Origin of the sequence: Vibrio sp. Isolate34 (assembly GCF_022397915.1) — a bacterium.
Taxonomy (GTDB): domain Bacteria; phylum Pseudomonadota; class Gammaproteobacteria; order Enterobacterales; family Vibrionaceae; genus Vibrio.
In genome coordinates this window covers 58,723-72,005 of the sequence record NZ_JAKEUO010000016.1, presented here as the reverse complement: position 1 = coordinate 72,005, position 13,283 = coordinate 58,723, and the positions used below count along the sequence as shown (strand labels likewise).

At 44.4% G+C, this 13,283-nt stretch carries 10 protein-coding genes; 8 read left to right on the top strand and 2 right to left on the bottom strand.

What is annotated here, in order from left to right; all coding sequences use genetic code 11:
* The first annotated feature begins 57 nt into the window (after window positions 1–57).
* Window positions 58–1,125: a porin gene (locus L1D22_RS16795; RefSeq protein ID WP_239830608.1), complete on the top strand. Its 1,068-nt coding sequence runs from the start codon at window positions 58–60 to the stop codon at window positions 1,123–1,125.
* 610 nt (window positions 1,126–1,735) lie between these two features.
* On the opposite strand, the gene L1D22_RS16790 is transcribed toward L1D22_RS16795, so the two are convergent.
* Window positions 1,736–2,200, bottom strand: a complete 465-nt coding sequence (locus L1D22_RS16790; protein ID WP_239830607.1) for a tRNA (cytidine(34)-2'-O)-methyltransferase — start codon at window positions 2,198–2,200, stop codon at window positions 1,736–1,738.
* 167 nt (window positions 2,201–2,367) lie between these two features.
* Between L1D22_RS16790 and L1D22_RS16785 the strand changes: the two genes are divergently transcribed.
* On the top strand, window positions 2,368–2,814 hold the full coding sequence (locus L1D22_RS16785; RefSeq protein WP_239830628.1) for a tRNA (cytidine(34)-2'-O)-methyltransferase: 447 nt from the start codon (window positions 2,368–2,370) through the stop codon (window positions 2,812–2,814).
* Window positions 2,815–3,019: 205 nt separating this feature from the next.
* Here the strand turns inward: L1D22_RS16785 and L1D22_RS16780 are convergent, their stop codons facing one another.
* Window positions 3,020–3,544 carry an FxsA family protein gene (locus L1D22_RS16780; protein ID WP_061033600.1) on the bottom strand — a complete coding sequence of 175 codons (525 nt, stop codon included), beginning with the start codon at window positions 3,542–3,544 and terminating at the stop codon, window positions 3,020–3,022.
* A gap of 284 nt (window positions 3,545–3,828) precedes the next feature.
* On the opposite strand from L1D22_RS16780, the gene aspA reads away from it, so the two are divergent.
* From aspA to L1D22_RS16750, 6 genes are all read left to right on the top strand, one after another.
* The gene (aspA, locus tag L1D22_RS16775; protein ID WP_017630905.1) at window positions 3,829–5,280 is read left to right on the top strand and encodes an aspartate ammonia-lyase; all 1,452 of its coding nucleotides are present in this window, start codon (window positions 3,829–3,831) and stop codon (window positions 5,278–5,280) included.
* Window positions 5,281–5,459: 179 nt separating this feature from the next.
* On the top strand, window positions 5,460–6,767 hold the full coding sequence (locus L1D22_RS16770) for an anaerobic C4-dicarboxylate transporter (RefSeq protein WP_239830606.1): 1,308 nt from the start codon (window positions 5,460–5,462) through the stop codon (window positions 6,765–6,767).
* Between the two features lie 508 nt (window positions 6,768–7,275).
* Window positions 7,276–8,724, top strand: coding sequence for a YfcC family protein (locus tag L1D22_RS16765; protein ID WP_239830605.1), 1,449 nt, complete (start codon window positions 7,276–7,278; stop codon window positions 8,722–8,724).
* 818 nt (window positions 8,725–9,542) lie between these two features.
* A complete protein-coding gene (gene arcA / locus L1D22_RS16760; protein WP_017630901.1) occupies window positions 9,543–10,766 on the top strand; it encodes an arginine deiminase in 1,224 nt (407 codons plus the stop codon).
* Window positions 10,767–10,837: 71 nt separating this feature from the next.
* A complete protein-coding gene (gene arcC, locus L1D22_RS16755) occupies window positions 10,838–11,749 on the top strand; it encodes a carbamate kinase (RefSeq protein ID WP_016790859.1) in 912 nt (303 codons plus the stop codon).
* 170 nt (window positions 11,750–11,919) lie between these two features.
* Window positions 11,920–12,930, top strand: a complete 1,011-nt coding sequence (locus L1D22_RS16750) for an ornithine carbamoyltransferase (RefSeq protein ID WP_016793903.1) — start codon at window positions 11,920–11,922, stop codon at window positions 12,928–12,930.
* Window positions 12,931–13,283 lie beyond the last annotated feature (353 nt).

The following is a 13,283-nucleotide window of genomic DNA, read 5'->3' as shown; positions in this document are numbered from 1 at the left end:
ACGGATATTTGCGAGTGAAACATTAGGGATATATCTCTACAAAAGTGGTACTTAGAAATGAAAAAAACTTTACTTGCTCTGGCGCTGGCTCCGGTTGCTCTACTGCCTATTACCTCTCAAGCAGCACAAATTTATAAAGCAGAAGATGGCTCAGTGTTGAACATGTATGGCCGTGTTCAAGGTGATTTCAAATATCACGATGAGCACAGCAACCCAGCCGCAGACGGCGACGAGAAACTGAACGGTTCAGTCAGTGCTCGTGTTGGCTTCAACGGCCACCAAGTGATCAACGACGATTACTCACTCATTGGTCAGATGCAGTACCAACTGGTTTCAAACGATGAAGACGCTAGCATCGATTGGCAAGCTCGTTACGTGTGGGCAGGTATCGACATGAACGAGAATGGCCGTATAGAAACAGGCCGTGTGCTGTCGGTTGTGACGCTGTTCTCTGACATTGGTGATATCTTCTCTACTGGTGGCGACCCAGTTGCGGGTTACCACGTAGGTGAAGTTGACTCTAGTGCCGCGCTTATCTTCCGTCAAAACGGTACGGTCCAATACCGTAACGAAATCGGCAACTTGGCATTCGGTACAGCACTTATCACCAACAGCAACGTTGATTACGGTTACAACGCAGCAGCGCGTTACACCATCGATATGGGTGATGCGGGTGTCCTAAAGCCAGCTGCAATGTTCCAGTACAACAAATCTGACGATGCGAACGCTGACGTACAAGATTACCAAACTTGGGGCTTGGGCTCGCAATACTTCCTTGGCGGCCTATACCTAGGTGCGGCTTACACCCAAGAGTCAATGGGGCTTAGAAACAGCAGTGACAATGCCGATACGACAGGATACGACTTCCGTGCAGCATACGATTTTGGTAACTGGGTTGTTCGTGCGGGTTACCGTTACTTAGCATTGGATGAATCAACCAACGGCGAAGAAGTGATTGAAGATGCAATTCAAACTGAGGTTCAATACCGCCTAACGCGCCAATCGTCTATATTCTTGAACTACACCGACAACAAAGGTGGCAACTCAGAAATCACGTCTTCTGGCGCAAGCGTATCTGGTCAGAAAGGCGCAGTATTCACCACCAGCCTGCGTTACGAGTGGTAGCCTCTCACCCCATAACTACGTAATATGGTACCTTCCCCTATAGGACCAATAAAAAGCCGAGCCCTAGTCCAGCTCGGCTAAATGTCTTAGCTCACGCCCTTCACTCTAGGTTGCACGCTTTTCGTCACCTTATTAAAAATTTCTGAGTTATGTCGTCTGGCTAGTAAGGTTCTGGATACCCCACCTTAAAGTTAATGCCCTAAAAAATCATCTCAGATTAGAAATAATCTACTCTTGTTGATATGTTTGAATCAGCAAAGTCCTCAATTATTACTTAAACGTGTATTTTATCGCTTTGCCTAACGATCTAGCATCTCTCATCTTTAGGGTCGTCATCCATTAGTAATGGTTCATCCAGTATCGGCTTGGAAGACTTTATTTAAGAAAGAAGCAAATGATGATTTCGAATGAAATTAGTGTGCCTTTTTACAACGAACCGCAGTTTACCAGTTACTGAGTGACAATTGAGGAAGCATTAAAGCTTTAAGAGCGTATCGCAAAGATAATTAAAGCGAAGGCTTGAGCCTCGTATGATGCAAGTTGCACTTAAACTTCAGAAAAGGGTTGCACCTGTTATCACGTGCCATCTATCCGACAAAAATCAGTTAGCTCACTTCCCTCCAGGAAAACCAATCTGACGCCAAGCTTCGTAGCTCACAACAGCTACCGCATTCGACAAATTCATACTCCTAGCATCAGGCAACATCGCTATACGAATACGTTGTTCTTCGGGTATACCGGTACGGATCTCATCTGGCAAACCTGATGTTTCTGCCCCAAACAATAAAACATCACCCTCAACATAATTAGGTTCATCATGCGGACGAGAGCCTTTCGTCGTAAGAGCAAATATGCGCCTTCCCTCCATCGCTTTCTCAAAAGCAAAGTAGTCAGAATGCACAGTAACTCTTGCAAGATCTCTATAATCAAGAGCGGCACGTCGTAATTTTTTTTCCTCTAGGTCAAAACCAAGAGGCTCAATCAAGTGCAAGTGGCAACCGTTATTACTGGCCAATCGAATAATATTACCAGTGTTAGCTGCTATTTTAGGAGAGTGCAAAGCAATATGAAACATAGTCTTTCGATGCTCTTAAATTAGTGGTAAGCGCTTTCTCTGCGCCAATTATTCGTTCAATTATACACTTTTTTTCTTAGGTCGCTTTCTTTAGGTAACGATCTATATGTAGGTGCCTATCTTAATAGTTTTTTTTCATCTTAACCTAAAAAAAATACAATTTTCAGATTGCTATAAGTGCGTACATCATCCGCCTATGTGCTAACTGCGGCGCAAACCTGCACCTGATTGAACCGCTTGGCTTTGATTTTGAAGAGAAGAAAGTTCGTCGTGCTGGCTTGGATTACCACGACCTAGCGCGTGTTAAGCGTCACAAGAACCTAGAAGCCTTCCTTGAGTATCTAGAGAATGAACGCAAAGGTGACTTCCGTATCTTTGCTTGCACCACTAAAACGACAGGTCACCACGTGGATGCGAAGTTCCAACAAGGTGATGTGTTGATGTTTGGCCCAGAGACACGTGGCCTGCCTGCTGAGTTCATCGAAAGCATGCCAATGGAGCAACGTATTCGTATTCCAATGATGCCAGACGCACGCAGCCTAAACCTGTCTAATGCGGTTGCTATCATCGCATTTGAAGCGTGGCGCCAAATGGGCTTCGAAGGCGCGGTATAGCATAGCCCAGTCTCAGTAAATCAATCTCAGTAAATAACTGTTCACACGGCCTGTTACCTGCTCCTGCGAGCAATCGTAAATAGCAGGTAACATGCAATAAAAAGGCTCTTACCATTATCACTTTCTTGCGAAGGATAAAGGTAAGAGCCTTTTCTGTTTCTGTTCTTTTGTCTTTCTATATAAAAGAAAGCAAAAAGCGACGGAATTAGTTTAAGCGGTTACGATCGTTGTCGTCGTCTTTCTTCTCAAACTCACCTTCAAAGGTATTGCCATCTTTTGACTGATCAAATGGGTCACGATTAAACGGATCTTGTCCAAATGGCCCCTGACCAAAGCCAGCTTGTCCACCAGCATGGAAGCCACCAGACATATTTTTAACCACCATTTTTTCCATCATTTTCTTAGCAATCATCGCTCTTGGTGCTGGCAGCAATACCAACATACCAAGTGCATCCGTCATAAAGCCCGGAGTCAGTAGCAATACACCTGCAACCGCAAGCATCACGCCTTCAAGAATTTGTTGTGCTGGCATTTCGCCTTGTTGCAAACGACCTTGTACAGACATCAGTGTCTGAATGCCTTGGCTACGAACCAGTGAGGCACCAACAAATGCAGTAATCAACACTAACGCAATAGTTGGCCACAATCCTAAGAAGCCACCAACTTGAATAAATAGCCCAATCTCAATGATGGGTACGAAGATAAATAGTAATAATAAGATAGGAAACACACGCCCTCCTTTGTTACTTGCAGTTTACGCTGAAAGCTCTATCAATCTCAAATTTATCCTGTAAATAAGCGTGTTTATTGACCAAGAATAACTTTGCAAAATATTGACGAAACAAAAGCGAAAAAGGTGATCAACTTACTATTTTTATGCGCTAGGTACAGTATCATGTGCCACATAAGTCAGGACGGATTTATCAGCCCAATATTCTAGCGAACGGAGTATTTGCACACAGAATAGGCTAATAACTAACTATATAATCAGAATAATTCTCTAAGGATCCTGTTATGGCTACTCTATCAGAAGCACAAGTTGATGCTCCTCAAGCTACTCGTCTCGAAGAAGATCTTTTAGGTCAACGTCATGTTCCGGCTGATGCTTACTACGGCATCCACACTCTACGCGCAGTTGAAAACTTCAACATCTCAAATGTAACGATCTCAGATGTACCTGAATTCGTTCGCGGTATGGTGATGACAAAGAAAGCTGCGGCTTTAGCAAACAAAGAGTTAGGTGTAATCCCTAGCGAAGTGGCTAAATACATCATCCAAGCTTGTGACCTAATTCTAGACACTGGTAAGTGCATGGATCAGTTCCCATCAGACGTTTTCCAAGGTGGTGCTGGTACTTCTGTAAACATGAACGCGAACGAAGTGGTTGCGAACGTGGCACTTGAGCTTATGGGCAAAGAAAAAGGCCAATATGAGTTCATCAACCCGAACGACCATGTAAACCGCAGCCAATCTACAAACTGTGCTTACCCAACTGGCTTCCGTATCTCTGTTTACAACAGCGTACTAAAACTGATCGACGCGATTGAATACCTAAAAGGTGCATTCGAGCTTAAGAGCCAAGAATTCAACACAATTTTGAAGATGGGTCGTACTCAACTTCAGGATGCAGTTCCAATGACGGTTGGCCAAGAGTTCCACGCTTGGGCAGTAACCATCAATGAAGAAATCAAAAACCTAGAATACACATCAAAGCTACTGCTTGAAGTTAACCTAGGCGCTACGGCAATCGGTACTGGTCTGAACGCAGCACCGGGTTACCAAGGCCTTGCAGTGAAACACCTAGCGGAAGTAACTGGCCTAGAGTGTGTTCCTGCTGAAGACCTAATCGAAGCAACGTCTGACTGTGGCGCATACGTAATGACGCACGGCGCACTTAAGCGTCTAGCCGTTAAACTGTCTAAAATTTGTAACGATTTGCGTCTGCTTTCTTCAGGTCCACGTACTGGCTTGAACGAGCTAAACCTACCTGAACTGCAAGCGGGTTCTTCAATCATGCCTGCTAAAGTAAACCCAGTTGTTCCTGAAGTAGTAAACCAAGTTTGCTTCAAAGTTCTAGGTAACGACAACACGGTTTCTTTCGCTGCAGAAGGTGGTCAACTTCAGCTGAACGTAATGGAACCCGTTATTGCACAAAGCATGTTTGAGTCTCTAGACATCCTAACCAACGCTTGTGTGAACCTACGCGACAAGTGTGTAGACGGCATTACTGTAAACAAAGAAGTGTGTGAATCTCACGTATTTAACTCTATCGGTATCGTTACTTACCTAAACCCATACATTGGCCACCACGAAGGTGACATTGTTGGTAAGATCTGTGCAGAAACAGGTAAGAGCGTGCGTGATGTGGTCCTAGAGCGCGGTTTATTGACCGAAGAAGAACTTGATGACATTTTCTCTGTTGAAAATTTGATGCATCCTCAGTATAAAGCGAAGCGCTACGAATAAAGTTAGCGAGAAAGGGCTCCAAAGGGAGCCCTTTTTAGGCTCCAATACGGTTAACCCTGTTTATTTTGTGGATTTCTGTATGTTGCACTTTTGCTTAATTGAACCTAAACCATAGAACTATTATGTGAACATTCCGGCGGCGAATGTTCACATAATAAAATCTAAATGAGGTGTTACTTATGATTGCAGTAGAACTATTTATCGTCCTGCTCTTTATCTTTTTGGGGGCCAGAATTGGCGGTATCGGTATCGGTTTTGCCGGTGGTGCTGGTGTTATTGCCCTATCACTTATTCTTGGCGTTCCAACAAGCCAATCTTTCATCCCGATCGACGTAATCTTGATCATCATGTCTGTTATCACCGCAATTGCTGCAATGCAGGTTGCTGGCGGCATGGACTGGTTGGTGCAAATTGCAGAAAACTTTTTGCGTAAGCACCCTGAACGCATCACCTTTTATGCGCCAATCGTGACCTTTGTAATGACACTAATGGCGGGTACTGGTCACACAGCATTCTCAACACTTCCTGTTATTGCAGAAGTAGCGAAAGGCCAAGGCGTGCGTCCTTCTCGTCCACTGTCTATCGCAGTTGTAGCCTCTCAAATCGCAATCACAGCTTCGCCAATCTCGGCAGCGGTTGTGGCTTTCGCTGCAATGCTTGCACCGTTCGGTGTTGATTACCTAACGCTACTGATGGTTTGTATCCCAACAACCTTCATCGCTTGTATGGTTGGTGCGGTTGTCGCTAACTACATGGGTAGCGAGCTGAAAGACGATCCTGTTTACCAAGAGCGCCTAGAGAAAGGTCTAATCAAACTGGCAACAGAAGAGAAACGCGAGATCCTTCCTACAGCGAAGAAAGCGACTTATATCTTCCTAGCTGCGATTGGTTTCGTGGTTTGCTACGCAGCAGCTATCTCTAGCTCTGTTGGCCTAATTGAAAACCCTACACTAGGTCGTAACGAAGCAATCATGTCTGTGATGCTAGCAGCAGCGGCAGCAATCGTTATGTTCACTAAGATTGATGCAGCTAAGATTTCTTCAGCACCAACATTCCGCTCTGGTATGACGGCGTGTGTATGTGTACTTGGTGTGGCTTGGTTAGGTTCAACGTTTGTAAACGCACACGTTGCTGAAATCAAAGACGTAGCAGGCGCGCTATTGGCTGACTACCCTTGGATGCTGGCGCTTGTTCTGTTCTTCGCTTCTATGCTGCTTTACTCTCAAGGCGCAACAACGGTTGCACTTATGCCTGCAGCTCTAGCGATTGGCGTAGCACCACTAACAGCGGTTGCTTCTTTCGCTGCGGTAAGTGCGCTGTTCGTGCTTCCAACTTACCCTACGCTACTAGCGGCGGTTGAGATGGATGACACAGGCTCGACGCGTATCGGTAACTACGTATTCAACCACCCATTCTTCATTCCAGGTGTGGTAACAATCAGTACTGCGGTAGCACTAGGCTTCGCATTCGGCGGTCTGTTTATCTAACATTCGCTGATGATTGAACATTTAAAAGGAAGCTTCGGCTTCCTTTTTTGTTTTCTACTCAATGTGATATTTGATACACGTCAAATAACCATTATAAACTTTAAAAACCGACTAAAAATAAAGTTTGAATAAAATTCCAAGGTTATTTAAACCAACTAGAAACAACACCTATCAAATCAATCCCCTCTCACATCTCGTTAATCTACATCGAATATTAATCCAAGCTAACTAACCAAAAAACCTTGCCGTTTTTTTGCCATTTTCCAGCCCATTCATTGGCGATTATTTTTGTGAACAGCACCAAACTTAAATAGCTAAGTAAGGAATAAAATAACCGCAGCTAAAATAAATCTAAATTCATTTGGATTGGTAAATATAAAAATAACCTTAATTTAAAGTCAGCAACTTTTATCGTTGGGTACTTTATAAGAGTCATGTATTTACAATCTATAAATCATTAGTCGCTAATTCACATCACTTCTATTTAAGATGATGTAAGGAGATAGCCATGACAACTCAAACGATACCAAGCGAGACAAAAAAGGGCGGCTTCTTTGCCAATTTTAAATTCCCTTCTGCTTATACCATTTTATTTATTCTAATTGCGTTCGTTGCTCTGCTTACCTGGATTGTTCCTGCGGGACAATACGACCGAGCAATGAATGAAGAACTAGGCCGAGAAGTACCCGTAACGGGAACTTATCAAGCGGTAGAGGGTAACCCTCAAGGCGTGATTGACGTACTGCTAGCGCCTATTGACGGCTTCTACGACCACAATAGCTATGAAGCTGCGGCCATCGACGTTTCGCTGTTCATCTTAATCATTGGTGGCTTCTTAGGGCTAGTAACCAAAACTGGCGCGATTGATGCAGGTATCGAACGCGTTACCGCCCGCTTAGAAGGGCGAGAAGAGTTGATGATACCAATACTGATGGCGCTGTTTGCCGCGGGCGGTACTGTCTACGGCATGGCGGAAGAATCACTGCCCTTCTACACCCTACTAGTACCTGTGATGATGGCAGCTCGCTTCGACCCTCTGGTGGCTGCTGCAACGGTACTGCTTGGCGCGGGTATTGGGGTTCTAGGCTCAACCATTAACCCATTCGCGACCGTTATCGCTGCTAACGCCTCTGGCATTCCATTTACCGACGGTATCGTGCTGCGTGTTGGTATGCTGATTGTTGGCTGGGGTATCTGTGTTGCTTACGTCATGCGTTACGCAAGAATGGTTCAAGCCGATCCAAGCAAATCGATTGTGTACGACAAATACGAAGAGAACAAAGCGCACTTCCTTGGCAACGCAAGTGGCGAAAAACTGGAATTCACCGCAACACGTAAACTGATTCTGACCATTTTTGGCGGATCATTCGCGGTAATGATTTACGGTGTATCCGTTGCTGGGTGGTGGATGGCTGAGATCTCTGCAATGTTCTTAGCTGCGACCATCATCGTTGGTATTGTGTCTCGCATGAGCGAAGAAGAGTTTACATCAAGCTTCATTGATGGTGCTCGTGACCTACTGGGCGTAGCACTTATCATAGGTATAGCTCGTGGTATTGTGGTGGTGATGGACCGCGGTATGATCACCGACACTATCCTTTTCTCTGCTGAGCAAATGGTCACCGGGTTATCTTCGGTTATCTTTATTAACGTGATGTTCTTCTTAGAGATTCTATTATCATTCTTAGTGCCATCAACCTCTGGTTTAGCGGTACTCACTATGCCAATCATGGCGCCATTGGCCGACTTTGCTGGCGTAGGTCGTGACCTTGTTATCACCGCTTACCAATCAGCTTCTGGCTTGGTAAACCTAATCACACCAACCTCTGCGGTAGTAATGGGCGGCTTGGCGATTGCTCGTATCCCTTACGTACGCTGGGTTAAATGGGTAATGCCATTAATCGGTATCTTGATGGTGTTCTGCATCATTGTTCTGAGTATTGGTGCACTTATCTAAAACCAATACACCTCACTTTCTCACTCAAAGCCGCTTTCTAGCGGCTTTTTTTGTCACTATCGTTCACCAACAATACCCATTCATCGAAACACCCTCACAAGCTGCACACACATCATTTAAAGCCTCTCTATCAACCTATAAGCCCTATCAAAGCAACAAAACGTAAACGAGCTGAGAGACTTGCTAGAAAGAAAATCTAACCTTTAAATATCGACGCTAAGGTTAATTAAAAAGCAAATATTCATCGCTACTATATTTAGAGAAATACTTAGTCACTTATTAGCGTTAATTATATTTAAAGTAATTTACGCTGTAATAAGCAAAGGACTAGTATTGGCTATTTTCATAGAAAACCGGATTAAAACACTCGATTATAAAGTGTGACCGCAATAGCTTTATTCGCATTTAAATTGTTAAGAAATAATTAATTTCACTTTCAAAATTAAATATATAAATACTAACATTGCATACTTCCACCTTAAGCTCATTCCTATCAATAAATTTAATTTGCATATAAAGCCCTAGAATTTCCATTCTAGTAATACGAGTGAAAAAAACATGCATAATGTTCCCAAAGAGTTAACTATTTAGAAGGGATAGCCAATAGTTAAAAGTGCATAAAGTTTGTTAAAACCCTTAATTTTAAAGGGCTGCGGGATAAAAAACGATTTGTGATAGATCTCTAAGAATACCTGACTAGCAGGCGTAATATTAATTCCAGACAAGAGATATGAATAAATAATTCATTCTTCTCAACTGAAAATAAATAATTACTCTTAGCGATAAAAGTAATTCAAATATATAAGAGAGAGACGATCATGAGTAAGTTCTATGTAGGTTCTGAAATAGGTCAATTACGCCGCGTTCTAGTTCACCGCCCAAGACGCGCACTGACTCACTTAACACCCTCTAACTGTCACGATTTGCTGTTTGATGACGTACTGGCTGTTGAGCGTGCAGGTAAAGAGCATGATGCATTTACTCAAACGCTACGTGATCAAGGTGTTGAGGTTCTTCTTCTTACTGACCTACTAGCAGACACGCTAGCCGTGCCAGAAGCAAAAGATTGGCTTTTGAGTCATCAAGTTTCTGATTACCGCTTAGGCAAAACTTTTGCTAACGATGTGCGCTGCTACTTGGGCGACTTACCAAACCTAGAGCTAGCAAAAATCCTAACGGGTGGTCTGTCTTACGCTGAAATGCCAATGAAATCATCTTCAATGATGCAAGGCATGCACGCACCAACGGACTTCATTATCGAGCCTCTACCAAACCACCTATTTACTCGCGACACATCTTGCTGGGTCTACGGTGGTGTATCTATCAACCCAATGGCGAAACCAGCTCGTCAACGTGAAACTAACCACGTTCGCGCTATTTACCGCTGGCACCCAACATTCGCAGGCCAAGATTTCATTAAATACTTCGGCGATGAAGAGAGCATCAGCTACGACAACTCAACCATTGAAGGTGGCGACGTTCTTGTTATCGGTCGCGGCACGGTACTTATCGGTATGTCTGAGCGTACAACAGCACAAGGTGTTGAGCATTTAGCATCGAGCCTATTCAAGCACGGTCAAGCGAAACAAGTTATCGCAATGCAGCTACCAAAACACCGCTCTTGCATGCACTTAGACACCGTGATGACGCACATGAACGAAGATACCTTCTCTGTTTACCCTGAAGTGGTGAGTAAAGACGTTCAGTGTTGGAACCTAACTGGTGATGAGTCTGGCGCAGTGAAAGTGAAAGAAGAAGGCTACTTCGTAACCGCTATCGAAAAAGCACTGGGCGTAGACAAGCTAAACCTCATCACAACAGGTGGTGACAACTTCCATGCAGAACGTGAACAGTGGAACGATGCAAACAACGTTCTAACCGTTAAACCTGGTGTCGTGATTGGCTACGAAGGCAACACCTACACCAACGAAAAATACGACAAAGCAGGCATCACGGTTCTTCCGATTCCAGGCGATGAACTTGGCCGCGGTCGCGGTGGCGCACGCTGCATGAGCTGCCCAATTGAGCGTGATGGTATCTAATCACTAAGACGAAACGGCCAAGTTGAGCAATCTTAATAATCTCAGCTTGGCCAAAATGAGAGAACACAATTATGACTAAGCAAACTGTTGTTGTCGCACTCGGTGGTAATGCCCTACTTCGTCGCGGTGAGCCGTTAGAAGCCGATGTTCAACGCCGCAATATTGAAACGGCGGTGAAAACCATCTCTGAAATCGCAAAAGTGTACAACGTGGTGTTAGTGCACGGTAATGGCCCACAGGTTGGTTTACTTGCTCTGCAAGGTTTGGAATACAAGAAAGTAAACCCATACCCGCTGGATGTATTGGGCAGTGAGACTCAAGGCATGATCGGCTACATGTTGATGCAAGAGTTCAAAAACTACCTGCCTAACCGCAACATCTCGTGCATGTTGACCCAAATGACGGTTGATCCAAATGATCCTGCATTTGCGGATCCAACCAAACCGATTGGCCCGATCTACGAAGAAGCGGAAGCGCGTGAACTAGCAGAGAAATTCCACTGGATCGTAAAACCTGACGGCCAACACTTCCGTCGTGTGGTACCAAGCCCAAGACCAACAGGCATTGTTGAGCACGAAGCGATCACCCAGCTTATCGATGCAGGTCACCTAGTAATTTGTACTGGCGGCGGTGGCATCCCAGTGAAAAAAGAGAATGGCAAATTAGTTGGTGTGGAAGCGGTTATCGACAAAGACATGTCAGCCGCTTTCCTAGCTAAACAATTGGATGCGGATGCGCTACTGATTCTGACCGATGCAGACGCTGTGTACCTTGATTGGGGCAAACCGACTCAACACGCATTGCGCAGTACCACGCCAAGTGAATTAGCGATGTTTGAATTCGATGCGGGCTCAATGGGGCCAAAAATCGAAGCTTCGTGTGAATTCATTGAGCAAGGCGGCAAGGTTGTGGGTATCGGTGCACTCGAAGATGGCTTGCAAATCCTACAAGGCCAAGCGGGCACCAATATCACCAAGGGGTAACGAGCTAAAAGCTTAAGAACTTTTAAACCTTGATAGCTTTTAAACCTTGTAGAACCAAGCATTAAACGAACAAACAGAACCGAACAAATTTAACTAAATATTGAATCGCGCTTTCTTGAATTTTCTTTCCCTGTAACAAGAAAGTGCCTAAATCTAAGAAGGAATACATCATGGCTTTTAACCTACGCAATCGTAACTTCCTAAAATTACTAGATTTCACTCCACGCGAAATTCAACACTTGTTAGATCTTTCTATGGAGCTTAAAAAAGCGAAGTACAACGGTTACGAACAGCCAAAACTGACTGGCAAAAACATTGCGCTTATCTTTGAGAAAACTTCAACTCGTACTCGTTGTGCATTCGAAGTTGCGGCATTCGACCAAGGTGCTCGCGTCTCTTACTTAGGCCCATCTGGCTCTCAAATTGGCCACAAAGAATCAATGAAAGACACGGCTCGCGTTCTTGGTCGTATGTACGATGGCATCGAATACCGCGGCTTCGGTCAAGAGATTGTTGAAGAGCTAGGCGCATACGCTGGCGTTCCAGTATGGAATGGTCTGACTGACGAGTTCCACCCAACTCAAATCCTTGCTGACTTCCTAACCATGACGGAATACGGCCGTGGCAAACAACTGCATGAAATCAGCTTTGCTTACCTAGGTGATGCTCGCAACAACATGGGTAACTCTCTGATGGTTGGCGCAGCGAAAATGGGCATGGACATTCGCCTTGTTGCTCCAAAACAGTTCTGGCCACAAGAAGAACTATTGGCTCAGTGTCGTGAAATCGCAGAGCACACAGGCGGCAAAATTACACTGACTGAAGATGTTCAAGAAGGCGTGCAAGGTTGTGACTTCCTATACACCGATGTTTGGGTATCGATGGGCGAAGCGAAAGAAGCATGGGCTGAGCGCATCAACCTAATGATGCCTTACCAAGTGAACATGGAAATGCTGAAAGCAACGGGTAACCCACATGTGAAATTCATGCACTGCCTACCGGCTTTCCACGGTGAAGACACCACTGTTGGTAAACAGCTTGCTGCTGAATATCCGCAACTAAAAGACGGCGTTGAAGTAACAGATGAAGTGGTTGAGTCTGAATACTCTATCGTGTTCGATGAAGCTGAAAACCGCATGCACACCATCAAAGCAGTAATGGTTGCAACACTAGGCAGTTAATTGCCCAAACAGCTAAACAGCTAAACAGCTAAACAGCTAAGAATCGAAGCAACTAAGAAGTTAAGCACTCACTTGTTCGCAAGACATTGACAAGTTAAGTGCAATGACAGGGAAATGCGGGTGGCGTACTTGGGGTTTAGCCCTTGGATAAAGCCCGCATTTTTTTTCATGAACTGGAAGGGATAATCACCCTAAAAAGCCTGAGATTTTCTGTTTCAACAAGGGCTTAAATCAAAGCCAAATGCAGACGTTATTTCGCATAAAAATCCATTAAATGAATACTTTACAGAAAGTATTGCATGGCGTTTTTATCTGAGTATAATCCTCCGCAATTTGTCTTAAGAGAGCAAAAA

Excerpts from the sequence above, each read along its gene's own strand:
- L1D22_RS16795 (WP_239830608.1), top strand. The coding sequence starts at position 58 with ATGAAAAAAACTTTACTTGCTCTGGCGCTGGCTCCGGTTGCTCTACTG.
- L1D22_RS16790 (WP_239830607.1), bottom strand. The coding sequence starts at position 2,200 with ATGTTTCATATTGCTTTGCACTCTCCTAAAATAGCAGCTAACACTGGT.
- aspA (WP_017630905.1), top strand. The coding sequence starts at position 3,829 with ATGGCTACTCTATCAGAAGCACAAGTTGATGCTCCTCAAGCTACTCGT.
- L1D22_RS16770 (WP_239830606.1), top strand. The coding sequence starts at position 5,460 with ATGATTGCAGTAGAACTATTTATCGTCCTGCTCTTTATCTTTTTGGGG.
- L1D22_RS16765 (WP_239830605.1), top strand. The coding sequence starts at position 7,276 with ATGACAACTCAAACGATACCAAGCGAGACAAAAAAGGGCGGCTTCTTT.
- arcA (WP_017630901.1), top strand. The coding sequence starts at position 9,543 with ATGAGTAAGTTCTATGTAGGTTCTGAAATAGGTCAATTACGCCGCGTT.
- arcC (WP_016790859.1), top strand. The coding sequence starts at position 10,838 with ATGACTAAGCAAACTGTTGTTGTCGCACTCGGTGGTAATGCCCTACTT.
- L1D22_RS16750 (WP_016793903.1), top strand. The coding sequence starts at position 11,920 with ATGGCTTTTAACCTACGCAATCGTAACTTCCTAAAATTACTAGATTTC.